The 24,166-nt window shown below is 66.0% G+C and carries 21 protein-coding genes; 10 read left to right on the top strand and 11 right to left on the bottom strand.

The features are described from left to right. Window positions 1-257 precede the first annotated feature (257 nt). Window positions 258-1,112, bottom strand: coding sequence for an RDD family protein (locus E3O44_RS12420; RefSeq protein WP_134535095.1), 855 nt, complete (start codon window positions 1,110-1,112; stop codon window positions 258-260). Window positions 1,113-1,129: 17 nt separating this feature from the next. Here E3O44_RS12420 and E3O44_RS12425 point away from each other — a divergent pair, with 17 nt between their 5' ends. After that, the gene (locus E3O44_RS12425; RefSeq protein WP_134535096.1) at window positions 1,130-2,125 is read left to right on the top strand and encodes a stage II sporulation protein M; all 996 of its coding nucleotides are present in this window, start codon (window positions 1,130-1,132) and stop codon (window positions 2,123-2,125) included. A gap of 149 nt (window positions 2,126-2,274) precedes the next feature. Here E3O44_RS12425 and E3O44_RS12430 read toward each other — a convergent pair whose 3' ends face one another. The 5 genes from E3O44_RS12430 to E3O44_RS12450 are packed head-to-tail and all read right to left on the bottom strand — an operon-like array spanning window position 2,275 to window position 7,669. Next, entirely contained in the window at window positions 2,275-3,582 is a 1,308-nt protein-coding gene (locus tag E3O44_RS12430) for a DUF58 domain-containing protein (RefSeq protein ID WP_134535097.1), read from the bottom strand. 1 nt (window position 3,583) lies between these two features. Continuing rightward, a complete protein-coding gene (locus tag E3O44_RS12435) occupies window positions 3,584-4,555 on the bottom strand; it encodes an AAA family ATPase (protein ID WP_134535098.1) in 972 nt (323 codons plus the stop codon). Next, complete coding sequence (locus tag E3O44_RS12440; protein ID WP_134535099.1) at window positions 4,552-5,841, bottom strand: DUF4350 domain-containing protein; 1,290 nt, start codon at window positions 5,839-5,841, stop codon at window positions 4,552-4,554. The genes E3O44_RS12435 and E3O44_RS12440 overlap by 4 nt, the downstream gene beginning before the upstream one ends. Continuing rightward, window positions 5,838-6,521 (bottom strand): DUF4129 domain-containing protein, encoded by a 684-nt coding sequence (locus E3O44_RS12445; protein ID WP_134535100.1) that lies wholly within the window; start codon window positions 6,519-6,521, stop codon window positions 5,838-5,840. The genes E3O44_RS12440 and E3O44_RS12445 overlap by 4 nt, the downstream gene beginning before the upstream one ends. Then, entirely contained in the window at window positions 6,518-7,669 is a 1,152-nt protein-coding gene (locus E3O44_RS12450) for a DUF7847 domain-containing protein (protein WP_134535101.1), read from the bottom strand. Before E3O44_RS12450 ends, E3O44_RS12445 begins: the two co-directional genes overlap by 4 nt. 135 nt (window positions 7,670-7,804) lie before the next feature. Between E3O44_RS12450 and mtrA the strand changes: the two genes are divergently transcribed. From mtrA to secA, 6 genes are all read left to right on the top strand, one after another. Then, on the top strand, window positions 7,805-8,485 hold the full coding sequence (gene mtrA, locus E3O44_RS12455; protein ID WP_134535102.1) for an MtrAB system response regulator MtrA: 681 nt from the start codon (window positions 7,805-7,807) through the stop codon (window positions 8,483-8,485). A 7-nt stretch (window positions 8,486-8,492) separates the two neighbouring features. Continuing rightward, window positions 8,493-10,202 carry an MtrAB system histidine kinase MtrB gene (gene mtrB, locus E3O44_RS12460; protein WP_134535103.1) on the top strand — a complete coding sequence of 570 codons (1,710 nt, stop codon included), beginning with the start codon at window positions 8,493-8,495 and terminating at the stop codon, window positions 10,200-10,202. Next, the gene (locus E3O44_RS12465; RefSeq protein WP_134535104.1) at window positions 10,195-11,958 is read left to right on the top strand and encodes an LpqB family beta-propeller domain-containing protein; all 1,764 of its coding nucleotides are present in this window, start codon (window positions 10,195-10,197) and stop codon (window positions 11,956-11,958) included. Before mtrB ends, E3O44_RS12465 begins: the two co-directional genes overlap by 8 nt. A 96-nt stretch (window positions 11,959-12,054) precedes the next feature. After that, the gene (locus tag E3O44_RS12470) at window positions 12,055-12,804 is read left to right on the top strand and encodes a ComF family protein (RefSeq protein WP_134535105.1); all 750 of its coding nucleotides are present in this window, start codon (window positions 12,055-12,057) and stop codon (window positions 12,802-12,804) included. A gap of 99 nt (window positions 12,805-12,903) precedes the next feature. Beyond that, a complete protein-coding gene (gene hpf / locus E3O44_RS12475) occupies window positions 12,904-13,611 on the top strand; it encodes a ribosome hibernation-promoting factor, HPF/YfiA family (protein WP_134535106.1) in 708 nt (235 codons plus the stop codon). A gap of 173 nt (window positions 13,612-13,784) precedes the next feature. After that, window positions 13,785-16,607: a preprotein translocase subunit SecA gene (gene secA / locus E3O44_RS12480; protein WP_134535107.1), complete on the top strand. Its 2,823-nt coding sequence runs from the start codon at window positions 13,785-13,787 to the stop codon at window positions 16,605-16,607. A gap of 275 nt (window positions 16,608-16,882) precedes the next feature. Here the strand turns inward: secA and E3O44_RS12485 are convergent, their stop codons facing one another. Continuing rightward, the gene (locus tag E3O44_RS12485) at window positions 16,883-18,409 is read right to left on the bottom strand and encodes an MFS transporter (RefSeq protein WP_134535108.1); all 1,527 of its coding nucleotides are present in this window, start codon (window positions 18,407-18,409) and stop codon (window positions 16,883-16,885) included. 104 nt (window positions 18,410-18,513) lie between these two features. Between E3O44_RS12485 and E3O44_RS12490 the strand changes: the two genes are divergently transcribed. Beyond that, window positions 18,514-19,236: a TetR/AcrR family transcriptional regulator gene (locus E3O44_RS12490; protein WP_241976304.1), complete on the top strand. Its 723-nt coding sequence runs from the start codon at window positions 18,514-18,516 to the stop codon at window positions 19,234-19,236. On the opposite strand, the gene E3O44_RS12495 is transcribed toward E3O44_RS12490, so the two are convergent. Further along, the gene (locus tag E3O44_RS12495; protein ID WP_241976305.1) at window positions 19,223-19,660 is read right to left on the bottom strand and encodes an Rv3235 family protein; all 438 of its coding nucleotides are present in this window, start codon (window positions 19,658-19,660) and stop codon (window positions 19,223-19,225) included. The genes E3O44_RS12490 and E3O44_RS12495 overlap by 14 nt on opposite strands. A 235-nt stretch (window positions 19,661-19,895) precedes the next feature. Here E3O44_RS12495 and E3O44_RS12500 point away from each other — a divergent pair, with 235 nt between their 5' ends. Continuing rightward, window positions 19,896-21,341 carry a recombinase family protein gene (locus E3O44_RS12500; RefSeq protein WP_241976312.1) on the top strand — a complete coding sequence of 482 codons (1,446 nt, stop codon included), beginning with the start codon at window positions 19,896-19,898 and terminating at the stop codon, window positions 21,339-21,341. 262 nt (window positions 21,342-21,603) lie between these two features. Next, complete coding sequence (locus E3O44_RS12505; RefSeq protein ID WP_134535110.1) at window positions 21,604-21,891, top strand: hypothetical protein; 288 nt, start codon at window positions 21,604-21,606, stop codon at window positions 21,889-21,891. Window positions 21,892-22,064: 173 nt separating this feature from the next. On the opposite strand, the gene E3O44_RS12510 is transcribed toward E3O44_RS12505, so the two are convergent. The 3 genes from E3O44_RS12510 to E3O44_RS12520 form a co-directional block, all read right to left on the bottom strand. Beyond that, window positions 22,065-22,550: a DUF3846 domain-containing protein gene (locus E3O44_RS12510; protein WP_134535111.1), complete on the bottom strand. Its 486-nt coding sequence runs from the start codon at window positions 22,548-22,550 to the stop codon at window positions 22,065-22,067. Window positions 22,551-22,613: 63 nt separating this feature from the next. Next, complete coding sequence (locus E3O44_RS12515; RefSeq protein WP_166792646.1) at window positions 22,614-22,964, bottom strand: VRR-NUC domain-containing protein; 351 nt, start codon at window positions 22,962-22,964, stop codon at window positions 22,614-22,616. Window positions 22,965-23,008: 44 nt separating this feature from the next. Next, entirely contained in the window at window positions 23,009-23,692 is a 684-nt protein-coding gene (locus tag E3O44_RS12520; protein WP_134535113.1) for an HNH endonuclease, read from the bottom strand. Window positions 23,693-24,166: the final 474 nt, after the last annotated feature.

Below are 24,166 nucleotides of genomic sequence, written 5' to 3' on the forward strand. Positions count from 1 at the left end.
TACTGCAGGGGGGACCCTGTGGGAGAGTAGGACACCGCCGGACTTAACTTAGAAACACCAGAAAAGCCACCCCACGGGGTGGCTTTTCTGCTTTAACCCACGACACGCACCCGACCCACAGCGCGCACCCACCACCACCCGCCGGCCCCGCATCAAGGCCGCGCTACAACACCGCCGCTCCGCACCAGGCATGCGGGGCGCGAAGCGGCGGAAGTGGCGCGCAGGCCGAAGGGCACAGCGCGCGCGGCGGCATCCGCTCAGCGGTTGGGGAAGTCGTGCGGGAGGCGCGTGAGGACCGGACGGAGGCGCTCGAGGCGCTCGCGCTCGAGGAGGAGTGCCGCATACTCGCGGCTGCGGCGCACGGCGGCGACGCCCGCCAGGAACACCTCGGGGGCGACGGCGGGAACCGGGGAGACGAAGGGCATCGCTTCGGCCGCGAGGTCCCTCGCGACGCGCACGCGCGTCTCCGGGGTGAGTCGTGCCGACTGGCGGAGGAACTGGGCGATGCGCCGGGACAGCCGGTCGGGTAGCCGCACAACATCGACGGTGTACGACCACGTAGCGAGCTCTGGCGGAAGACCGAGGACCGGCTCGTCGAACCGCGCCACCCGTTCGTACTGGCTGTAGGTGCCGGCCATCAGGTCGCCGAGGCGCTTGGACTTGCCGTTGAGCAGGGCTGTCGTCGCCGCGAGACCGCCGAAGGTGAGGTAGATCTCGAAGATCCCGATCAACGCCCGAGTGAAGGCGTGCCGCAATTGGATGGATCCACCGTCGTCGCGCACGATGCGGGCGCCGATCGCGAGCTTGCCGAGCGAGCGGCCACCGGTCACGGTCTCCACGACGGTCGGGAGGACGAGGATCGAGAACGCGAGCCCCGCAATCGCCAGCGCCTGGGTGAGCGCGGGGTCCAGGGCGTCGCCCATGACGAAGTCGACGGCGAAGACGAGTCCCACGAAGAAACCGAGATAGGCGAGCCAGTCGATGATGGTGCCGGCTGCGCGCAGGACGAAACTCGCCGGCCGCACATCAAGGGCGACCGCCTCGCCAGTGACGAGTTCGTACTCATAGGGAGAACTTTCTCCCTGATCCGCCGCGTTTCCGGGGTGTGCCATGTCTACTATTAGAGCAGATGGACCTCGACGCATATTCAACGGCGCACCGCGCCCAGTGGGACCGCCTCGCCGAGCTCGGCAGGGAGCGGCGACTCTCCGGCGCGCAGTCCGACGAGCTGATCGGGCTGTACCAGTCCGGGGCCACCCAGCTGTCCGCGATCAAGAGCACCGCGGGCTCTACGATTCCGGGCGACCGGCTCTCCGTCGCACTGTCCAGGGCCCGGCTGCGCTTCACCGGAGTCGGCGCCAACGTCGTGTCCCAGGTGCCCCGATTCTTCGTGCTGCAACTGCCCGCCGCGCTCTACCGCCTGCGCTGGCTCACGCTCTCCGTCGCGGTCGTGACGATCGCGGTCGCCACGCTCTACGCGGTCTGGATCACCGGCGATCCTCGCGTGCTCGCCAACCTCGGCTCCGACGCCCAGCTGCAACAGCTCGTGAACTCGGACTTCATCGACTACTACTCCGCGAACCCCGCAGCATCGTTCGCCGGCCAGGTCTGGACGAACAATGCCTGGATCGCCGCGCAGTGCGTGGCCTTCGGCATCCTCGGCCTCTACGTGCCGTACATCGTGCTCTCGAACGCCCAGAACATCGGTACGACGGCAGCGGTCCTGTTCGCGTACGGCAAGGGCGACGTGTTCTTCCTCTACATCGCACCGCACGGGATGCTGGAGCTCACCGCGATCTTCGTCGCAGCGGCAGCGGGGCTCCGCATCTTCTGGTCGTGGATCGCGCCGGGCGGTCGTTCCCGCGGGCAGGCTCTCGCGGAGGATTCCCGGGCCCTCGCGACGGTCGCGATCGGACTCGTTTTCGTGCTGCTGGTCTCCGGTGTGATCGAGGGCTTCGTGACCCCGGCGCCGTGGCCGTGGCCGGTCAAAATCGGCATCGGCTTCGCCGCGCTCTGCGCGTTCCTGACCTACATGCTCGTGCTCGGTCGACGGGCCGCACGTGCCGGCCAGACGGGCGACATCGGCGAGTTCGAGGCCGGCAGCACCCGGATCTACGCGTCCTGAGGGCTGCATCCGCTCGCCTCCGCGTCACGCACCAATCGCGCCGCTTCGCGCCAGGCACGCCTGGCGCGGAACGGCGCAGGTGGCGCACGAGACAGGGGGCGCGTTCGGGGAACGCAGTCATATCGGCGGCAGGCGGGCAGGGGAGCGGGCTAGAGGCGGCCGGCGAGCTTCAGGGCGAGGTAGTGGTCCGCGAGGCGGGGCGGCAGCTCTGCCGGCGGCCCGGTGACCACGTCGGCCCCCTGCTGGCGGATGGCCGCGGCGACCCTGGCGACGTCGAGCAGCGCCCGCTCGGCGGCGGCGGCCCGATAGACCTGTTCCCGGTCGGCGCGTTCGTGGGTCGCCTGCAGCGTCGTCGGGTCGGTGACCGACGCCACGACGACGGTGTGGCGACGGGTCAGCTGGGGCAGCACGGCGAGCAGAGCCGTCGACGCGCCCGCGGCATCGATCGAGGTCAGCAGCACGACGAGGGCGCGCTGGCTCGTGATGGCCCGCACCTGGGCGGGGACTCCCGCCCAGTCCATTTCGAGGAGTTCGGGGTCGATCACCGCGAGCGTGTCGACCATCCGCGAGAGCAGTTCGGCGCCCTGGGCACCCTGGACCCGGCCACGCACGCGGCGGTCGAAGGCGATCATGTCGACACGGTCTCCGGCCTTCGAGGCGAGGGCGGCGAGGAGCAGCGCGGCCTCGAACGCCGTGTCGAGCCTGGTCTCGTTGTCGATCCGCGCCGCAGAAGTGCGTCCCGTGTCGATCACGATGACCACCCTCCGGTCGCGCTCCGGGCGCCAGGTACGCACGACCACGTCGTGGTGCCGCGCCGTCGCCCGCCAGTCGATCGAGCGCACGTCGTCGCCGCGTACATACTCCCGCAGCGAGTCGAACTCGGTGCCCTGTCCGCGCACGAGCAGGCTCGTGCGTCCGTCGAGTTCCTTGAGCCGGGTGATGCGCGAGGGCAGGTGTTTCCGGGCGTTGAAGGGCGGCAGGACACGGATGCGCCCCGGCGCCTCGAGCGTCGCCTGGCGCGCCCACAGGCCGAGCGGTCCGTACGAGCGGATCGTGACCCGGTCCACCCGGCGTTCGCCGCGCCGGAACGGGGTCAGCGGGAGGGAGACGAGCCGGCGTTCCCCGGCCGGGACGGTCAGGGACGTGCGGTTGTTGCCGGCGCCGGCCGACGGTTGCCAGGCATCCCGCACGAGAGCCCTGAGCCGGCGCGGGCCGGAATTGGTGATGTAGAGCAGGCTCGTCAGCGTCTCGCCGAGGCGCACCCGCGTCGGAAGGCTGCGTTCGAGTCGCACGGCCCGGGGGGAGCCGGCCAGGGCGAGGTCGAGCACGCCCAACCCGACCGAGAGCAGCAGCCACAGGGCGAGGATGCCGCCTGCGACCGCCGGGCTGCTTCCGAGCAGCACGATCGGCACGACGCCGAGGGCGACGAGCAACGTGAACCGACCGGAGACTGTCACCTTAGATCGGAACCTGGACCTGCTGGAGTACGCTCCGCAGGATGGCGTCGACGGCGACGCCCTCGAGTTCGGCCTCCGGCTGAAGCTGGATCCGGTGCCGCCAGACCGGGAGGACCATCGCCTGCACATGGTCGGGGGTGATCGAGTCGTAGCCGCTGAGCCAGGCCCAGGCCTTCGTGGCCGCGAGCAGCGCGGTCGTTCCGCGGGGGCTCACGCCGAGCTTGACGGAGGGGCTGCGCCGGGTCGCGCGGGCGAGGTCGACGATGTAGGCGAGCACGTCGGCGCTCGAGCCGACCTCCATGACCGCTGCCTGCGCGGCCGTGAGCTGCTCTGCCCCGAGCACGGCGGTCACGCCGGCCGCGGTGAGGTCGCGGGGGCTGAAGCCGGCGGCGTGGCGGCGGAGCACCTCGAATTCCGCGTCGCGGTCCGGAATGTCGAGCACGAGCTTGAGCAGGAACCGGTCGAGCTGCGCCTCGGGCAGCGAGTACGTGCCCTCGTATTCGATCGGGTTCATCGTCGCGGCGACGATGAACGGGTCCGGCAGCGGCAGCGTCCGGCCGTCGACGCTGACCTGGCGTTCCTCCATGGCCTCGAGGAGCGCCGACTGGGTCTTCGGCGGTGTCCGGTTGATCTCGTCCGCGAGCAGGATGTTCGTGAACACGGGCCCCTTCCGGAATTCGAACTCGCCGGCCCGCGCGTCGTAGATGAGCGACCCGGTGACATCGCCCGGCATCAGGTCCGGTGTGAACTGGACCCGTTTCGTCTCGAGGCTGAGCGCCTGGCTGAGCGAGCGCACCAGCAGGGTCTTGGCGACGCCCGGCACGCCTTCGAGCAGCACGTGGCCGCGCGCGAGCAGGGCGATGATGAGCCCCGTCACGGCGCCGTCCTGGCCGACGACGGCCTTGCCGACCTCGGTGCGAACCTGCGCGAGCGATTCCCGGAGCGAAACGATGGTGTCGGTCGGTGTGCTCATAGGTCCATTCTTCCGGGGGCGGTGGGTGTGTCAGTGGCAGTGGTGGTGGCAGGAGGGGAGGCAGGGGGCGCGGCGGATGCGGCCGCGGTCGCCGGCAGGCCGCTCGCGTCGATCACGGCTCGCTCGAGGTCCTGGAGCAGGTCGGACTGGGCGATGAGGTCCCGGTCCCTGGCCGGGACTCCGTCGACGAGGACGAAGCGCACCTCGGCAGGGTCGCGCCCGGTCAGCGCGGACACGGCGAGCACGATGTCGTCGAGGCTCGCGAGCCTCGACAGCCCGACCCGGGTCGCGAGACGCTGGACGGTGGCGACCCGCAGGGAATCGAGGGCTCGGAGGCGCGCGTTGCTGCGGGCGTAGAGGCGGGCCCTGCCTTCCATCGTCTCGCTCGCGCGCACGATCACCGGCAGGTTCTCGGCGACGAGCGGCCCCAGTCGCCTGCCCTGCCATACGGCCGCGGCGAGGAAGACGACCGCGAACAGCAGGATCGAGGGCGTGACCCAGCCCGGCGTCAACTCGCCGAGGCTCGGCGGGCCGGTCACCGCGACATCCGCCAGGGTCGGCTGGTACCAGATCAGGTCGGCGCTCGCCCCGAGCAGGCCGAGTGCGAGCGCAGCGTGACCGGATGCCGTGATCTCCTCATTGCTGAAGATGCCGTCATCGGCGACGAGGGTGAGCTCCGTCGACGGCAGGGCCACTTCGACGACGGCGAAGGAGCCCCGACCGGAGGGGAAGCAACCGCGTTCCGCGGAGTCGGCGGGGAGGCTGAGCGTCTTCCCGCCGGGGGCGACGCCGCCCGCCCGGATCGCGGCGGGGAGGTCGCAGCGGGCGCCCGGCCCGTCGAAGCTGTCGGCGACCCCGCCGAACCCGACGGACGGCGCCAGCGTCTGGAGCAGGAGGAAATCGGGGGCGACCACGACCGTGCGGGGCGCGAGGCCAGCCAAGGTCGAGAGCTGGTCGTTCGACAGGTAGCCGTTCGGGTCCGTGAAGAACAGGGTCGGATCCGCGCTCGCTGCGGCGAGCGTGCGAGCCTCGTCGAGCGTTTTCGCCGTCGTGAGGTGCACGCCCTGCTGGCGCAGTACCTCGGCGAGGGCTCGGGCGCCCGCCGGTGCGGCGTTGTCGGCCGCGAGCGGGGTTCCCCCGCCCGAACCGGCACCCGCGAGTAGCGTCGCGGCGATGGCGACGAGCAGGGCGCCGACGCCGGCGAGCACCCAGAACCGGGAGCGTCGTGCGGCGGCGCGCAGGGTCGGAGTCGTCGCAACCGCGTCGGTGCCCGCGAGCGTGGTCACTGCGTTGCCGTCTGCGCCGGGTCTTCGCGGCTCGTGGGCGTCCGCGTGCGCAGGGCGCTCTCGAGTGCGGCGAGCGACAGGAAGCCGGACTCGGTGCCGGCCGCGCCGAGGTAGCGCACGCCGTCGAAAAGGTCGGCCGCCGTCCGCAGGCTGACTCGCTCCTCGGGGAACGCCGTTGCCGCCCGCTCGGCGAAGCTGTGCGCGGTCGTGCCGGGAGTGGAGAAGAGCACCGTGCGTTCGACGAGCGACCTGGCCAGGGCCCGGAACATCTCGCTGATGGCGAGATTCCAGTCCTTATGCGACGCTGCGGACAGCGCAGCCCTGCGCAACTCGTCGGCGGACCGGGCGTCGTTCCTGCCGAACAGGTCGTGCTGCAGGGCACTGCGGCGGTTCCACCGCGGCAACCCGAAGACGAGCACGGCCACGACGACGACGGCGACGATCACGAGCGTCACGACGAGGGGAACCCAGGGCCCGAGGCCCGCCCCGGATGGGGCGCCGAGGGAGCTGAACCAGTCGAAGAAGGCCTTGCTGACCCTGTCGAACCAGGTCGGCCGCGCGGCCTGGTACGGCGGCTTGGCGAGCTCGTCGCGCAACCAGGCCGTGGCCGTCGGGGCATCGGGATCGACCGGGATGCTCGCCAGGAGCTGCCCAGCCCACGTTCCCCCCGCACCGGTCATGACTGCGGGGCCGCCGGCATCCGCCCGGCCGGGATCAGGTACGGGTCGTCGGTGGCGCTGCCGGGGGCGGACTCGACGAAGCGCTGGAGGTCGAGGTCGAGGCCTTCCTTGCGCATCCGCAGGTCGATGTAGATGAGCGCGGTCGTGCCGGACTGGACGACCGCTGCGACGGCCCCGAGCACGAGGCTCACGATAATGGTCAGCACGTAGATCACGATCACCGGGATCCACGAGTCGATGGCGCCGGTCGGGTTGATGAGCGAGATCGCGACCCCGCCGAGCAGCGACAGCGGCGTCGAGACGATCTGGGAGACGATGTTCACAATCAGGGCCACGAGGAACTGGACCCCGAGCGTGCGCCAGAAGTAGCCCCTCGTGAGCGACCACGATCGGGCGATGGACGCCCCGATTCCGAGGCGCTCGAGCACGATCAGGCTCGGGACGAGGGAGGTCTTCGTGGTCAGCCAGGCCGAGAGCGCGAGGATGCCGAGCCCGCCGAGGATGCCGAAGATGATCCCGAAGACGACGCCTGCTCCCCCGAGCAGCACGCACACGACGACGACACCGGCGACGATGGCGAGGCCGGCGATGAGGGCGCCGCTGAGGATGGCCGCCCAGAGGGCGAGGGGCCAGAGGCGCCGGCCCGCAACCCGCCACAGCTGGCCGAGCCGGAGCTTCTGGCCGAGCATGGCACGGGAGACCTCGACGACGATGATGCCCTGGAGCAGCGCGGAGGCGATCACGGAGAGCAGGATCGGCACGATCGCCGACAACACGATGGTGAGGTTGGCGCCGGCCTCGACCGCGTCCCTGTCCGCGAGCGGGGCGCTGTCGACCCTGCCGAGGGCGAGCAGCGTCACCGGGCCGACGATCAGCAGGGTGACCAGCAGGATCGCGCCCTGCACGAGGAGTGCGCTGCCGAAGGTGGCCTTGGGATTGCGCCTGAGCACCTGGAAGGGCGCCCAGAGCAGGGAACCGAAGCCGAGAGGTCGCAGCGGGAGGAGGCCAGGGCGCGGCGGCGGGGTCCACGCGGGAGGGGGGCCCCAGGCTTGCGGCGCACCGGACGCCGGCGGCGGCGCGTATTCGCCGTATCGCGGTCGATCGTTCGCGTCACCTGTCGGTGCGTGCCAGTTCTGCGGGTCCGTCACGAGACCTATGCTGGCATACTCGGCATCGAAACGGGCGCGACGGGCAATGCCAGCCCCCCTCGACTACTCTGGTGTCAGTGATTGCACGACTCACCGGGAGTATTCCCCCCGGTGACCTAAGCGGAAAACGGTTGGATGAACGCACGCATTTTGGTCGTCGACGACGACACCGCGCTGGCGGAAATGATCGGCATTGTGCTGCAGGGTGAAGGCTTCGACCCTTACTTCTGCGAGGACGGCTCGCTCGCGCTCGACGCATTCCGGACGATCAAACCCGACCTGGTCCTGCTCGACCTGATGCTGCCCGGTCTCGACGGGATCGAGGTGTGCACCCTGATCCGCGCCGAATCGGGAACGCCGATCATCATGCTCACTGCGCGCACCGATACGACGGATGTGGTCAAGGGCCTCGAATCCGGCGCGGACGACTACATGGTCAAACCGTTCAACCCCAAGGAACTCGTCGCCCGGATCCGCACCCGACTGCGTCCGGTGTCCACGGAGTCTCCGGCGAACCTCTCGATCGGCGACCTCACCGTCGACGCCGCCGGGCACGAGGTGCGCCGCGGCGACCGGCAGATCGGCCTGACCCCACTCGAATTCGATCTCCTCCTCACCCTCGCGTCCCGCCCCCAGCAGGTGTTCACTCGGGAGATGCTGCTCGAACAGGTGTGGGGTTACCACTACAAGGCCGACACCCGGCTCGTGAACGTGCACGTGCAGCGCCTCCGCGCCAAGGTCGAGGACGACCCGGACAACCCCCGCATCGTGATGACGGTTCGCGGTGTCGGGTACCGGGCCGGCGCGGCCATCTAGGCTCCGCATGGCCGAACCGACCGGGTTTGCCCGGACATGGCGCAGCAGGTGGCAGGACTGGCGTGACTGGAGGTCCTGGCGAGCCCGCCTGCTTCGCAAATGGCGTTCCTCGCTGCAGTTCCGCACCGTGACGATCACCGTCGTGCTGTCCGGCATCGCCATCGTCATGGTCGGCGTGTATGTCTCGGTGAGCGTCGGCAACGACCTGTTCCAGTCCCGGCTCGGCCAGGTCGAGCTCGACTCGAACCGGGCGACGAGCGCGGCCCAGGGCATCCTGGACTCCTCGGACGCTGCGGACCGCGTCCAGGTGCAGAGCCTGCTGGCCTCGGCGCGCAGCGCGATCTCCGCGGCGTCCTCGAGCCGACTTGTCGCGGTGTTCCGGGTTCCCGGCCAGGACCCGTCGACCGCCGCGCCCCAGGACTTCTCGACGTTCGGCGACTCGACCGAGGTCATCTCGCCCGAGCTGCGCACCGCTGTACAGGGCGCGCCGGGCACCCAGTTCTGGCAGTCGGTGGCCCTCTCGACGGATGACGACGGCCAGGTCGCCGGGATCGTCGTCGGTTCGCAGATCACCGTCCCCGTCGCCGGACGGTACGAGCTCTACATCGGCTACAACCTCGGTGAGGCGGAAACGACGCTGCAGTTCGTGCAGCGGACCCTCGGCGTTGCCGGGCTCCTGCTCATCGTCCTGATCGGTGCGGTGACCTGGATCGTCGTGCGCTTCGTGGTGACTCCGATCCGGGTGGCGGCCGAGACCAGCCAGCGGCTGGCCTCGGGAGACCTCGGCGTGCGGCTGCCCGTCAAGGGCGACGATGTCATCACGACCCTCGCCCGGTCGTTCAACGGGATGGCGGACAGCCTGCAGAGCCAGATCAAGGAGCTCGCCGACCTGTCCGAGGTGCAGCAGCGTTTCGTCTCCGACGTGTCGCACGAACTGCGCACCCCGCTGACGACGATCCGGCTGGCCGGCGACATGCTCTACGACCAGCGGTCGGGCTTCCCCCCGGCGACGGGCCGCACCGCGGAACTGCTGCACGCCCAGGTCGAACGGTTCGAACTCCTGCTCGCGGACCTGCTCGAGATCAGCAAGTACGACGCCGGGTCCGTGGAACTCGAGGCCGAGCCGACGAACCTCGTGCACCTCGCCGCCGACGCCGTCGAGGGCCTGCGGTCGCTGGCCGAATCCAAGGGCACCCGGCTCAATCTCGTCGCACCGGGAGGGCACCTCGACGCGGAGGTCGATCCCCGTCGCATCCGCCGGATCATGCACAACCTGATCGGCAACGCGATCGAGCACGGCGAGGGCAAGCCCGTCATCGTCTCGGTCGACAGCAACGAGACCGCCGTGGCGCTGTCGGTGCGCGACTATGGCCTCGGCATGAGCCAGGTCGACGTCAACCACGTCTTCGACCGGTTCTGGCGGGCCGACCCGTCCCGCAAGCGCACCATCGGCGGCACAGGTCTCGGCCTCTCGATCTCCCTCGAGGATGCGACGGTGCACCGCGGCTGGCTCCAGGTCTGGTCGAGCCCGGGGAAGGGCTCGTGCTTCCGGCTGACCCTGCCGCGGACCGCGCGTGGCGAGATCGCGAGCTCGCCGAGCCCGTTGCCGCCGGAGGACGCCGGGTCCGACGGCACGCTGCCGCGCCTCACGGTCGGCGAGGTCGGCAGGGCCGGGATCAAGGGTGCCCAACACGGTGAGGGAGCGGTCCATGACTGACCAGGACGGCGGCATCCGCCGGGCGAACCGGGCGAACCGGGCGACCCGGGCGACCCGGGCGAACCGGGCCGACCGGGCAACCCGTGGGGGCGCGCTCGCCGCCCTGCTCGTGCTCGCAGTCCTGCTCAGCGGATGCTCGGGGATACCCCGGAGCGGGAGCGTGCGCACCGGGCAGGAGGTCGCGGCCGGGGACAACCCCGCACCCGTCTTCCTTCCGTCGCACCCGCAGGCCAATGCCAGCCAGGAAGGCATCCTGCGCGGTTTCATCGACGCCCAGACCAGCCCGGAGAACGACTACGCGATCGCCCGCGAATTCCTCGCCCCCGGTTTCAACGGATCCTGGGCGGCAGACGCCGGGGTCACGGTCGACGACGGGACGGCCCGCACCATCATCCCGGTCGACTCCCAGACCATGCAGTTCTCGGTGAATCCCGTTGCCGACGTCGACGCGATCGGCGAATACCACGAGGTCGAGTCGCCCGCGCCCGTCGTGCTGCGCTACCAGTTCCAGAAGATCGGCGACCAGTGGCGGATCAGCGCGGCTCCGAACGGCACCGTCGTCGACCAGACCACGTTCACCGACGTGTTCAGCCCTCAGGCCCTCTATTTCTTCGACTCGAGTTTCGCGTTCCTGGTGCCCGACCTGCGCTGGTTCCCGCGTGGGGGCGCCACCCTGACCAAGATCGTCAACGGCGTGCTGCACGGGCCGAGCCCGTGGCTGAGCGGAGCCGTCGTCACCGCCTTCCCTGACGGGACCAAGCTCACCGCGGATGCCGTGCAGGTCGTGTCGCGCGACGCGAAGGTCGATCTCAACGGCGAAGCCCTGAACGCAGACCGGGTCACCCTGCAGCGGATGCGGGCGCAGCTCATGAGCAGCCTCCCCACGGGCATCACCGTCACGATCTCGATCAACCAGAACTCCCAGGACATCGGCGACCTCGGCGCCAACGCCCCGATCGTCAACCCGCGGGTGGACGCCCGGGCGCTCGTGCTCCGGCAGGGCGCCTTCGGATTCCTCTCGGCCGCAGGCAAGACCGTCACCCCGATTCCCGGGCTCTCCGACCAGGTCGTCGCGCTCGGACCGACGGCGGTCACCCTTTCTCCGGGGCAGACTGTCGCGGCGGCGCGGGCCGCGACCGGGGTCTCCGCCGTGCGGGTCGGCGAGGTCGCGAAGCTGCTCGATCCGCGGCCGGGCCTCATCGCGCCGGCCGTCGACAACTTCGGCTACGTCTGGTCCGTGCCCGCGAGCCGTCCGGGTGAGCTGTTCGTGTACGGCCCGAACGGGGATGCGACGGCCGTACCGACCTCCTGGCCGGAGGCATCCGGAATCGTGGCGCTGCGCGTGTCCAGGGACGGCACCCGGCTGATCGCGCTGCTCACCTCCGGAACGGAGACCCGCTTCGTGGTCGTCTCGATCAAGCGGGACAAATCCGTCCCTGTCGCCCTCGGCGACGAGGTCCAGCTCCAGTCCGTTCCGGGCACCCCGCTCGACGCCACCTGGATCGACGAGCTCGCGGTCGCCTATCTCGTCGCTCTCCCGTCCGGCGAGGACCGGATCGTGACCCAGCAGCTCGGCGGAGTCAGCTCGAGCATCGAGTCGGCACCGGGCAGCACCACGATCACGGGCAGCAACACCGTGCGGGACGTGCGCGCACTCGTCGCAACGGGCAGCCTGATGATGCAGCGCGGAGTCGGCTGGCAGGAGCGCATCGACGACGTGACGCTTGTGGCCACCCAGCAGGGAATCGGCGGGTAGCAGCGGGCCTGTCCTCAACAGGCCGGCGCCGGACCGCGCGCCCACCGGTGTGCGCCGGCGGTCACCCGCCCGCGGCGGGCCGGCGAGTCTGGGGGCATGACGAGGACCGGCGCGGAACGAACGGCACGAGCCGCGCGGCGGGCCGTCCTGGACGCGTGGGCCGTTCTCCTGCCCACGGCGTGCAGCGGATGCGGGGTGCCGGACTCCGCGCTCTGTGCGGCCTGCCGCGCCCGCCTAGCGCCCGCCGTGCGCGTGACCGAGCGTGGCGGCCTGCGGGTCTGGGCGGGGCTCGACTATTCCGGCGTGCCGAGGCGCGTGATCGCGAGCTTCAAGGACGGCGGGCGAACGGATGCCGCCGCCGCGCTCGCCCCTCCGCTCCTGGCCGCCGTCGTGGCCGCGCTCGCCGCTGTGCAGCCGCACGGTGCTGTGGAGCCCCGAGGCACCCTGGAACCGGGCCGCGGCCGGCACCCGGACGCGGGCATCCACCTCGTCACGATTCCCTCGTCGCGGCGCGCCTGGCGGGCACGCGGATTCCTGCCCGTCGACCTCCTGCTCCGCCGGGCCGGACTCGCACCGAGCCGGGTGCTCACCAGCAGGGAGACCGCCGACCAGGTCGGGCTCGACCGTGCCGCGCGGGCCAGGAACCGGGACGGGTCGCTCCGCGCCGTGCGCCCCCTGACCGGGGTACGCTGCCTCCTCGTCGACGACATCGTCACGACGGGCGCCACCCTCCTCGAAGCCCGGCGGGCCATCCTCGCCGCCGGGGGAGAGGTCGTCGGTGGCGCCGCTCTCGCGGAAACCCGGAGACGCCATCCGGTCACACACCGTTCATCGGAAACGGATTGACAAATTGCGGTGACTTCTCCGCCGGGCAGGGCTACGGTGGAGCTAAAGGCGCGCAACAATCGCCCGGCACCGGGCGGTTCGCCAGATCTGGAGGTCGTCATGGAAACTAACATCGTCGGACGAAACCTGGGGATCACTGATCGTTTCCGGTCATATGCGTCGGAAAAGGCCGAGAAGATTGCCGGCCTCGCCGACAAGGCCCTCGCCCTCGAAGTCAAGCTCAGCCGGAACCGCGAAAAGGGTTCAGCCACCGGCAACGACAGGGTCGAGCTGACCCTGATCGGGAAGGGGCCCATCGTCCGCGCCGAAGCGGACGGGTCGGACAAGTACGCTGCCTTCGACGTTGCACTCGGACGGCTCCTCGAGCGCGTTCGCCGCGCCAAGGACCGCCAGAAGCTGCACCGTGGCGGAGCGCACCGGCCCACGTCGCTGCATGACGCGGCATCCGTGGACTTCAGCGTCGTCGACATCAAGCCGGCCGACGCCGAAACCCTCGACGAGGTGCGCACCGGTGTCATCCGGGTGATCCACCCCACCGAGTCCGAGGCCGCCGCTGCAGCGATCGTCGCAGAGGAGGAAGTGGACGAGGTGTACACGCCGGTCGTCATCCGCCGCAAGGTCTTCTCCGCTGCCCCGATGACCGTCGACGACGCCCTGTACTTCATGGAACTCGTCGGGCACGACTTCTACCTGTTCCAGGACTCCGAGACGAACCGGCCGAGCGTGGTCTACCGCCGCAAGGGCTGGGACTACGGGGTCATCGAACTCGATGAGAACAGCGAGGAGTTGCGGGTCGCCGCCGAGTAAGGCGTCCGGTAGGCCGTCGAGTGCACTCCCTGACCAACTAGCATTGTTATAGTTGCCGCACACCGGCGCACAACAGTGCCGGCGTGGTTCAATCCGTCGCGTGAGCAGCCAGACCCTGGTTCATCTCACCGAGACGACAGGCGTAACGGCGCCGTGACTAGTGGAGTGCATTCGTGGCCTCAATCCTTGAAAAGGTTCTTCGTGTTGGTGAAGGACGCGTCCTGCGTCGTCTTGAGCAGTATGCGAAAGCCATCAATGCGCTGGAAGAAGACTTCAGCCAGCTCACCGACGAGGAGCTGAAGAACGAAACCGTCGTGCTGCGGGAACGCTACTCGAACGGCGAGTCGCTCGACGACTTGCTGCCGGAGGCGTTCGCCGCCGTGCGCGAGGCCTCGACCCGCACACTGGGACTGCGTCACTTCGACGTGCAGCTCATGGGCGGGGCGGCCCTGCACCTCGGCAACATCGCGGAGATGAAGACCGGCGAGGGCAAGACGCTCGTCGCGACCACCGCGGCGTACCTCAACGCCATCACGAGCCGCGGTGTGCACATCATCACCGTGAACGACTACCTCGCGAGCTACCAGAGCGAGCTGATGGGCCGCGTGTTCCGCGCCCTCGGCATGACCACCGGGTGCATCCTCTCCGGCCAGACCCCCGCGCAGCGGCACGACCAGTACCTCGCGGACATCACCTACGGCACGAACAACGAGTTCGGCTTCGACTACCTGCGCGACAACATGGCGTGGCAGGCGGCCGACATGGTCCAGCGCGGCCACTACTACGCGATCGTCGACGAGGTCGACTCGATCCTGATCGACGAGGCCCGCACCCCGCTGATCATCTCCGGTCCGGCATCGGGAGAGGCGAACCGCTGGTTCACCGAGTTCGCGAGCCTGACCAAGCGGCTCGTTCCCGAGGTCGACTTCGAGGTCGACGAGAAGAAGCGCACCGTCGGCGTGCTCGAACCCGGCATCGAAAAAGTCGAGGACTACCTCGGCATCGACAACCTCTACGAATCGGCGAACACCCCGCTGATCTCGTTCCTGAACAACGCGATCAAGGCGAACGCCCTGTTCAAGAAGGACAAGGACTACGTCGTGATGAACGGCGAGGTTCTCATCGTCGATGAGCACACCGGTCGCATCCTGATGGGCCGCCGCTACAACGAGGGCATCCACCAGGCCATCGAGGCGAAGGAGGGTGTCGCGGTCAAGGCCGAGAACCAGACCCTCGCGACCGTGACCCTGCAGAACTACTTCCGCCTCTACTCGAAGCTGTCCGGCATGACCGGAACCGCAGAGACCGAGGCCGCCGAGTTCATGAGCACGTACAAGCTCGGCGTGGTCTCGATCCCCACCAACAAGCCGATGAAGCGCATCGACCAGTCCGACCTCGTCTACAAGAACGAGGAGGCCAAGTTCGGCCAGGTCGTCGAGGACATCGTCGGCAGGCACGAGAAGGGCCAGCCGGTCCTCGTCGGAACGACGAGCGTCGAGAAGAGCGAATACCTCTCCCGGCTGCTCGCCAAGCGCGGTGTCCGCCACGAGGTGCTCAACGCGAAGAACCACGCGCGGGAAGCCGCGATCGTCGCCCAGGCCGGTCGTCTCGGCTCCGTCACGGTCGCCACGAACATGGCCGGCCGTGGCACGGACGTCATGCTCGGCGGCAACGCCGAATTCCTCGCCGTCGCCGAGATGAACGCCAAGGGCCTCAGCCCCATCGAGACGCCCGACGAATACGAGACCGAATGGGACGACGTCTTCGCCGGAGTCAAGGCGAAGGTCTCCGAGGAGGCCGAGAAGGTCGTCGAGGCCGGCGGCCTCTACGTGCTCGGCACCGAGCGTCACGAGTCGCGCCGCATCGACAACCAGCTCCGCGGGCGCAGCGGACGTCAGGGCGACCCGGGCGAGAGCCGTTTCTACCTGTCGCTGACCGACGACCTGATGCGCCTCTTCAACGCGGGAGCCGCCGAGAGCCTGATGAGCCGCCAGGGCGTCCCCGACGACATGGCGATCGAATCCAAGGTCGTGAGTCGCGCCATCCGCTCTGCCCAGTCGCAGGTCGAAGGCCGCAACGCCGAGATCCGCAAGAACGTGCTCAAGTACGACGACGTGCTCAACCGCCAGCGCGAAGCGATCTACGGCGACCGTCGCCACATCCTCGAGGGCGACGACCTCCACGAACGCACCCAGCGCTTCCTCGAAGACGTGATCGACGAGGTCCTCACCGTGCACACCGGAGAGGGCAACGGCGACGACTGGGACTTCGACGCCCTGTGGACCGAGCTCAAGACCCTCTATCCCGTCGGCATCACCATCGACGAGGTCATCTCCGAGGCCGGCAACCGCGGCAGGATCAACCGCGACTTCATGCGCAGGGAGATCCTCTCCGACGCCAAGGTCGCCTACCAGAAGCGCGAGGGCACCCTCGGCTCCCCGGCCATGCGCGAACTCGAACGCCGGGTCGTGCTCTCCGTGATCGACCGTCGCTGGCGCGAGCACCTCTACGAGATGGACTACCTCAAGGACGGCATCGGCCTCCGCGCGATGGCCCAGCGCGACCCGCTCGTTGAGTACCAGCGCGAGGGTTTCGCCATGTTCCAGCAGATGATGGGGCAGATCCGCGAGGAGACCGTCGGCTTCCTGTTCAACCTCGAGGTCGAGGTCAACCAGGCGCCCGATGCCGTCGCCGCGCCGGTCGTTGTCGCGAAGGGCCTCACCCCCGGTGAGGATTCCGGCGCCGACAAGCTCAGCTACACCGCACCGAGCGATTCCGGTGGAGTCGAGGTGCGCAACCAGCGTGGCCAGATCCAGCAGGCCGCGACCGATCGTGCCCGCCGGGCCGAGACGGACGCGAACGCTGGAGACGTCCCGGCGGCCGAGACCGCGGCACCCGCAGGTCCTCCCCGTCGCGGCGCGTTCGGCCAGCGCGACTCCGGCACGCCGGCCGTTCCGGTGAACCGCGCCGAGCGTCGGGCCCAGGGCAAGAAGTAGCACCACCCGCTGCACACCGAAAGGCCGGGTCCCAGGGGACCCGGCCTTTCTGCGCGCCGGCCCCGCCCGCCGCATCCGCCGCCCCGCCCTGTTGTGTTCCGAATTCAGGAGTACGCGCGGCCGGCGGTGCGGATGTGCCGGACCAGTGCGACCGACGAGTGACGAATCGGCGCAACTCCTGAATTCGGAACACCCTGCGGGCCGGAATACGTAAGCCGCCCCGTACCTTGGGGTACGGGGCGGCGGTGGTGGTGCGGAGTGCGGGGTGGGAGTGCCTAATGCACCGGGAGCGGAGCCTCGGCGGGTGCGGCCGCAGGGGTGCCGTGCGGGTTCGAGAGCGATACGCCATGGCCCATCCTCCGGAAGAGCAGCCCCGCGAGGACGGCGCCGAAGGCGAAGAAGCCGGCGCCCCACCAGTACGCGACGGCGTAACTGTGGATCGCGGCATCCGCGGCCACCGCGGCGGTGAGCGGGGTGTTCGCGGCCAGGAAGTTGGTCGCAGCGGTCGCGGCGAGCGTGTTGAGTAGCGCGGTGCCGATCGACCCGCCGACCTGCTGGCTCGTGTTCACCATTGCGGAGGCGACCCCGGCGAACTGGCGGTCGACGCCGAGCGTCGCCGTCTGCATCGAGGCGGGCATGATCGAGCCCATCGCGAAGCCGAGGATCATCAGCGGCGGCAGCACGTCGGCGGCGTAGGTGCTGTTCAGGTCGAGGTGGGTCAGGTAGATCATTCCGAGTGCGCCGAGCGTCATGCCGAAGGGCACCATGATCTTCGGGCCGAACCGGGGCACGAAGATGTTCGTCGACAGCTGGGCCGAGACAACGAGCATCGCGATCATCGGCAGGAAGGAGAGGCCGGTCTGGATCGGGGTGTAGCGCAGCGAGACCTGCAGGTAGTACGTGACGAACAGGAAGATGCCGAACATGCCTGCACCCGCAATCAGCACAGACAGGTACGCGGCGCCGCGGTTGCGGTCGAGCACGATCGCGAGCGGCAGCAGCGGATGCGCGGCGCGGCGTTGCCACAGCACGAACGCGACGAGAAGCACGACAGACCCCGAGAGCATGCCCCAGGTCAGCGGCGAGTCCCAGCCGTCGGTCTCGGCGTTGGAGAAGCCGTAGACGAGGCCGAAGAGTGCTCCGGAGACCAGGATGGTGCCGGGGATGTCGAGCTTCGGGCGCGGGCCGGTGCGTTCGAGGTGGTCGACGAAGACGATCGCGCCGATCACCCCGATCACGGCGATGGGGATATTGATGTAGAGGTTCCAGCGCCAGTCGAGGTTCTGGGTGAGGAAGCCGCCGAGCAGCAGGCCGACGGCGCCGCCGGCACCGGCGATCGCTCCGAAGATCCCGAATGCGCGGGCGCGCTCCTTCGGGATGGTGAACGTCGTCGTGAGGACGGCGAGGGCGGTCGGGGCGAGCAGGGCGCCGAACGCGCCCTGCAGGGCGCGGGCGCCGACGAGCAGCCCGAACGTGCCAGCCGCACCGCCGAGCGCCGAGGCGGCGGCGAAGCCGATGAGGCCGATGATGAAGGTGCGCTTCCGGCCGATGAGGTCGGACAGCCGTCCGCCGAGCAGGAGGAGGCTCGCGAAGGCGAGCGAATAGGCGGTGATGATCCACTGGCGGTCTCCGTTGGAGAAGCCGAGGTCGGTCTGCGCGGAGGGCAGGGCGATGTTGACCACGGTCGAATCGAGCACGACCATGAGCTGGGCGAGGGCGACGGTGCTGAGGGTCCACCAGCGCCGGGAGTGCGGCACGGGCGTGCTCGTCAGAGGGGATGAAGTAGTGGAAGTCTTTGGCATGAAGGCGACTATATACGATACTGTGGAGTTCCGGATCTTAACAGTTCCTGAATTTACCTCCGGGTAACATTCGATCAGAAGGTCTCGATCAGAAAGTGGTGAGTGTGGCGAAGACGCAGCTCGATCCCGCCGTGGAGAACCCCGCCGTGGAGAACCCCGCCGAGGAGACGGAGCCCGTGAAGCTCGGACGGAGACGGGATCACACCCGCGATCCGGACATCCTCGCCGCAGCCGTCGACGTGCTTGCCGAGTGCGGGTACGACGGCATGACCATCGACATGGTCGCGACCAGGGCGAAGGCGGGCAAGGCCACCCTCTACCGGCGGTGGCCCTCGAAGGGCGAACTCGTCATCGACGCGGTCGCGTGCATGAAGAACGCCGACCTGAACCTGTCGCAGCTCCCGGACACCGGCACACTGCGCGGGGACCTCATCGCCATGATCAAGCCGCACTCGATCGAGGACGGCGAGAAGAAGCTCCGGGTGATCGCCGGTCTGATGTCCCTGCTCGCCCACTCGCCGGAACTCGCCGAAACCGCCAGGGTCTCCGTCGTCGAACCCCGGGTGACCGCGCATCGGTTTCTGCTGCGCCGGGCCGTCGAGCGCGGCGAGATCTCACCGTCGTGCGACATCGACAACCTGTCGACCGTGACCACCGCCATGGCCTCCATGCGGATCCTGTTCGAGAGCAAGACCATCGACAGGGAATTCCTGATCTCCCTGATCGACGGGGTGATCCTGCCCGCGGCGGGCCTGAGCCCCGGCACGGGGACCGGCCCGGTCGCGGAGCCGCCCGCCCCAGCGGAGACGGCCGTCACAGCACGTTGATCGCGCTGGCCCGCCAGCGATTGTCGAGGCCCTCAAGGCGTAACGCGACCGCGCGCACCCGTACCTTGCTGTGCACGATGACGACGGCCTCGACCACGCCGTCCCTCGGTTCGGTGATGGTGACCCTGCCGATGGAGATCGCCGGCCGCTGCGCCTGGAGGCCCTTGATCGCCCGTGCCCGGTTGGAGAGCACGACCCGTTTGAGCAGGTGACGGTAGACGTCGTCGCTCACCCAGCGCGCGAGCTGGTCGAGTTCGCGAGCCCCGGACAGCACCTCGATCACGCAGCGGGTGAGGTTGATGAGCAGCGGCTCGGGGTCGGGCAACTGCCCACGGGAACTCGGCTGCAGCCCGAAGTAGTCTTCGTCGGCGAACCGCTCCGCTCGGGCGCTCGCCTGCTCACTCTTACCGACTGATTCGCTCATGACTCCTCCGGGGGTTCCGGGCGCTGAGGTACAGGTTCGCTACTCAACCAGCGGATGCCCGTGGTGTCGAGCGCTTATATGTCCTGTGGATAACGTGGCTGCCCGATGTGTGCCGAGCTAGCGTCGTTCTGTGCGCTGGGACAACCTGTTCGACGACATGACCCCTCTACACATCGCTATTGACTCGATCGATCCGACCCCCCATAATCATGCCCAGAATGGCACGAAAATCCCGATGAGACCCCGTATAGGGGCATATGCACGAATCTCCCTGGACGCAGCGGGGGAGGCTCTTGGGGTTGCCAGGCAGCACAAGGCACTTCGCAGAATGGCACTCAAGAATGACTGGGAAATCGTTGCTAACTACACGGACAACAACCTCAGCGCCTTCAAGCGGAATGTTGTGAGGCCGGAGTTCGAACGCCTTCTGCGCGACCTGGAATCAGGCCTAATCGATGGCTTCATAACATACGATCTTGATCGCCTAGCGAGACAACAGTCGGATCTTGATCGAGTGATCAAGCTGTATGACGCAAAACCGAGCTTGGTATTCAGCTCTGTCACCGGAATTAGCAACCTAAATACGCCTACGGGTATCTTGATCGCCAATATTATGGTGACGGTCGCGAACAATTCGAGTCGAGTTGGATCAGATCGCGGCAAGTTTCAGGAGCTTCAGCGCGCTGAAATGGGCAAGCCAAAAAAAGGTCCGCGTCCATTTGGATATGCAGCTGATCAGATGACACTAGATCCCACTGAGGGTCCAATTGTTCGCCGTATGGGCATGGAATTTTTGTCAGGGAGTTCTTATGGCGAAATTGCCGACGCCCTTCATAGTGCCAATATCAACATGCGCAGTGGCAAGCGCTGGTATGCGGAGGGTATCCAAATCCTTCTCACGCGCCCAAGAAATGGGGGACTGAGAGACTTCCGCGGGCAAATCTACAAAGGTACCTGGACACCGATCTTCACCCCCAATGAATGGGAGTCGATTCAACATGCCGTCAAGCGTCGTCGTGAGCGCTTTGGTATTGTTCCTGTCTACCGGAAGTATGTCCTTACTGGATACCTTTTATGTGGCAAGTGCGGAAGCTATCTCAGCGGCATGACTAAGAGGGATTCTAAAGACCGCCCACTGCGTACGACATACCAATGCGCTTCAAGTACCGCTTCCTATCGTCATCAAGGCTGTGGCGGCGTCTGTGTAGGATCAGGGTCACTAGAACACTTCATTCGGGAAGCTATCTGCTATCGACTTGATACTGAGGGCGTCTCGTCGATGATTAGCGCAGCTGCTCAGGAGACAACTGGAGTGCAGGCTCTTATCCTGGAGCGCGACCGCCTACTCGCTCGCCGTGTATCGATACGAGAGGACTATGCAGATGGCACTCTCAGTAAATCTGACTTCGTATCAGCTCGTGATCGCATAGATGGTCATATCACTCGGATTGATCGGGAGTTAGATGCGCACCACCGATCATCATTCAAACTGGGTCTCCACGCAGGTGAGTCGGTTCGAGAAGCATGGAACACCCGCCCGCTTGGTTGGCGTCGAGCACTTATCGATACGTTAATTGACTCAATCACGATCAACGGAAGCAGAAAACTCCCGATCTATGATCTCGATGGGGAGAAAGTTCGGTTTGATCCGAACCGAGTAGATATTAGTTGGAAGGTGTAAGTAGCGCAACAATGCAGCGAATGACATTCTTGTTTTTGAGTTTCAAAGGCACTCCGCATTTTTGAGTGGAGTTGAGCATATATTCACTCATATTGAAGGACTTATTCATTGGCGCTTATTATGCGCTCATCTGTTGTTTAAGTCTGTTGTAATTTCCACAATTTACGGACCCACTCCGATATGTGTAAATGGGGTCAAGTGGTAGCACCCCGCTATCGCTCGTAGATTGATTGGAAGTGACCTAATGGCAAGAGTTTCAAAGATGGTCAGCGATATCAGCGGTACAGAAGCGCCGGAAGACGACTTCGTGCAGCTGGTCGTTCGGAACCACAAGGCCGTCGACGAAGCCAAGCAGCTCGACGTTCTCCCTGGTGAGATCGCAGCTTTGAAAGAAGCCGCAGATCTCGTCATCCTCGAAGTCAAGAACAACGGTGACTCGCGCCAGATCGTGACAACGCTCGCCGAGTTTCGGAAGGTCGTTCCTGACGAGATCATCGTCGGCGCGCAGGGAACTCGTGGGCGTCGAATCGGCGTCAGCCCCAAGGCATAACCCCTCACCCATCTTCGAAAGCTCAGTTCAATTTGAGTCAGAAAAGAAGGACGAGGTGATCACATCTACCGCCCCTACTTAGCTTGAGAAGTTTTCTCGCTAGGTAGGGGCTTTTCCTTTCTCTCGGCCTAAAGGAAATAGCCACCGTCTTTCAACGGTGGCTCTTCCACGAATTAGGCAGGAACTACTCTGGCTCGGATCACCGCTTCCCAACGGTCAAACTTCACCAGCGCTGCTTGGACTGCTTCCCAGTAGTCCTCGTAGATCATGGAGTTGCCATTGAACGTGTCGTTGCTATCTGCCGTCTGGTACTCAGCCTTGTAGGCCTTCGTAGTGAACAGCAGAGCTATCAGCTCGTCCGGGACGCTCTTTGTGTCTCCCTCGGAGTCAGGCAGACCAACAAGTACAACGTCACCGCCGATGGTGTCTCGGTGCCTCATATAGGGGCAGGCAAGCCACCAGGCGAGTGTTGCACGTCGGTTGATCGGTGAACCGATGAGCTTGCTCTCGTCGTGGGCAAAGAACGATGCACCTAGCGGTCCAAGATCAACGGCTTCGATGTACCCGCCGACTACCTCTTGATACTCGCTGAGACGCTTGAACTCTCTTTGAAAGATCGGCTGACTCTCATCAGCTGGGATCACGATGCCAGTAACCATGTGCTCCACATCCTTATCGTGGGTGTTTAGTGCAGCCAATTAGCTACACACAGACATCCGCGATCAGAACGGACTGGTGCTGACGTCTTTCAAGAAGCTGCTGATGTACTCGATTGCTTCTTCCGAACCATGCGCTACAACCGAGTCAATGTTGACGCTTCCTAGTGCGTTCAGCGCTGCTATCCACTCACGCTGCTGAGGTGACACCACGCCGCCCTTGATCCGCTTCATTTCAGGTGCTAACAGACGACTAATACCGTCTTTCGCTCTAGCTGGCGGGATGAGGACGATGAGATCTGGAAATCCAGCGCGGAGGCCCTGAGCGGTATTGGCGCTCTTCTGTTTCCAGCTCTTGGTGAACGTTGAGTTCGGAACGCTGGTAAACTTCAAGCCCTGCAACTCAAGCCATTGCACGACGGCTATCTGTTCGGTCGCTTCTAATGGGACGGGTAGGTTGACTATGCCGTTAGCTCCTTCGCATCGTTCAATGCAATCACATTTAGTCTTGCGTAGATGCCGTGATACTTTTTTGCTGCACTGTTATAAGCCATGGCTGCATCGACCTCGTTATCGAAGTAGCCAATATGGGTGTATTGATGATCGTGACCGATCTTCACAAGCCACTTATTGTTCGCCTTAGCCCAAAATACCCCTTTGTATTGTGAGGGTTTCGAACGACTGATCTTTGCTCTATTGATATTGTTTTTGCCTCTTGGAACTAGACGTAAGTTCGCACAACGATTGTCAAGTTTATTGCCGTCTATGTGGTCAACGACTAAGCCATTCTTCTCGCCAACCACAACGTCGTGAAGGTAAACGCTCCTACCTCTTGGGATGGCATTTCGGATCACGTAGCCACCGGTATCGACGTGCCACTTGTGACCTGCGATACTTTCTAGGTGGATAACGTCAGCGAGTCCAAAAGTTCCCATAGCTCTACCGCCAAGCGGTATCTTTAGCACGCCTGCTTCGGCTACCAGTGGACGCGGGTCAAACCCGGTTGGTTTATGTGGGTCTGTCCCTTTCCATTGGCGCTCGTAGTGCTTTCGACAGAAGCCTTTTGCTAGATATTTGCGCTCACAACCATCGACAGCACATCTTTTGTTCATTTCGTTGTTCCCCTGTTTAGTTATAAATTGCAATCAGATCCCCACCTCTCAACAAGGGCGGCGATCTGATCTGACTGACTTACTGAACAAGCATCGTGAGTGTTGGGATTCATCCCAGCATTTCGGAGCTTTATAGGACAGTGGGAGCTGCCCTCGTGTTCGTCTCCGGTTACACACTCATCGGCTTTCTAATTCACCTAGGGTTCGTGCTACCCGCTATCTCACGACGCTTGTTCAATAAATCATCTTTTAAAGGTACGACTCGGCAGTGCTTAGTACGTTGCGCACCTGATACGTCTGCCACGTTGGTTGACGCTCGCCGAGTACGTGCTACTTGTAATTGCTAGAGGCGAACAAGGTTGCACAAAATTGAACGGTACCGGCTATCTGTTTTTGCAGCTTGCGTTCTCTAGAACGACGATTCAGCTGTGCCACTCTGCGCGGGTCTGGTTCGCTCTCAAGTCGCTCGAAGTAAATCGTTAGCGGCCCGTATTGGTTAGGTATCAC

It is taken from the genome of Cryobacterium algoricola (assembly GCF_004402485.1).
GTDB classification, from domain to species: Bacteria; Actinomycetota; Actinomycetes; order Actinomycetales; family Microbacteriaceae; genus Cryobacterium; species Cryobacterium algoricola.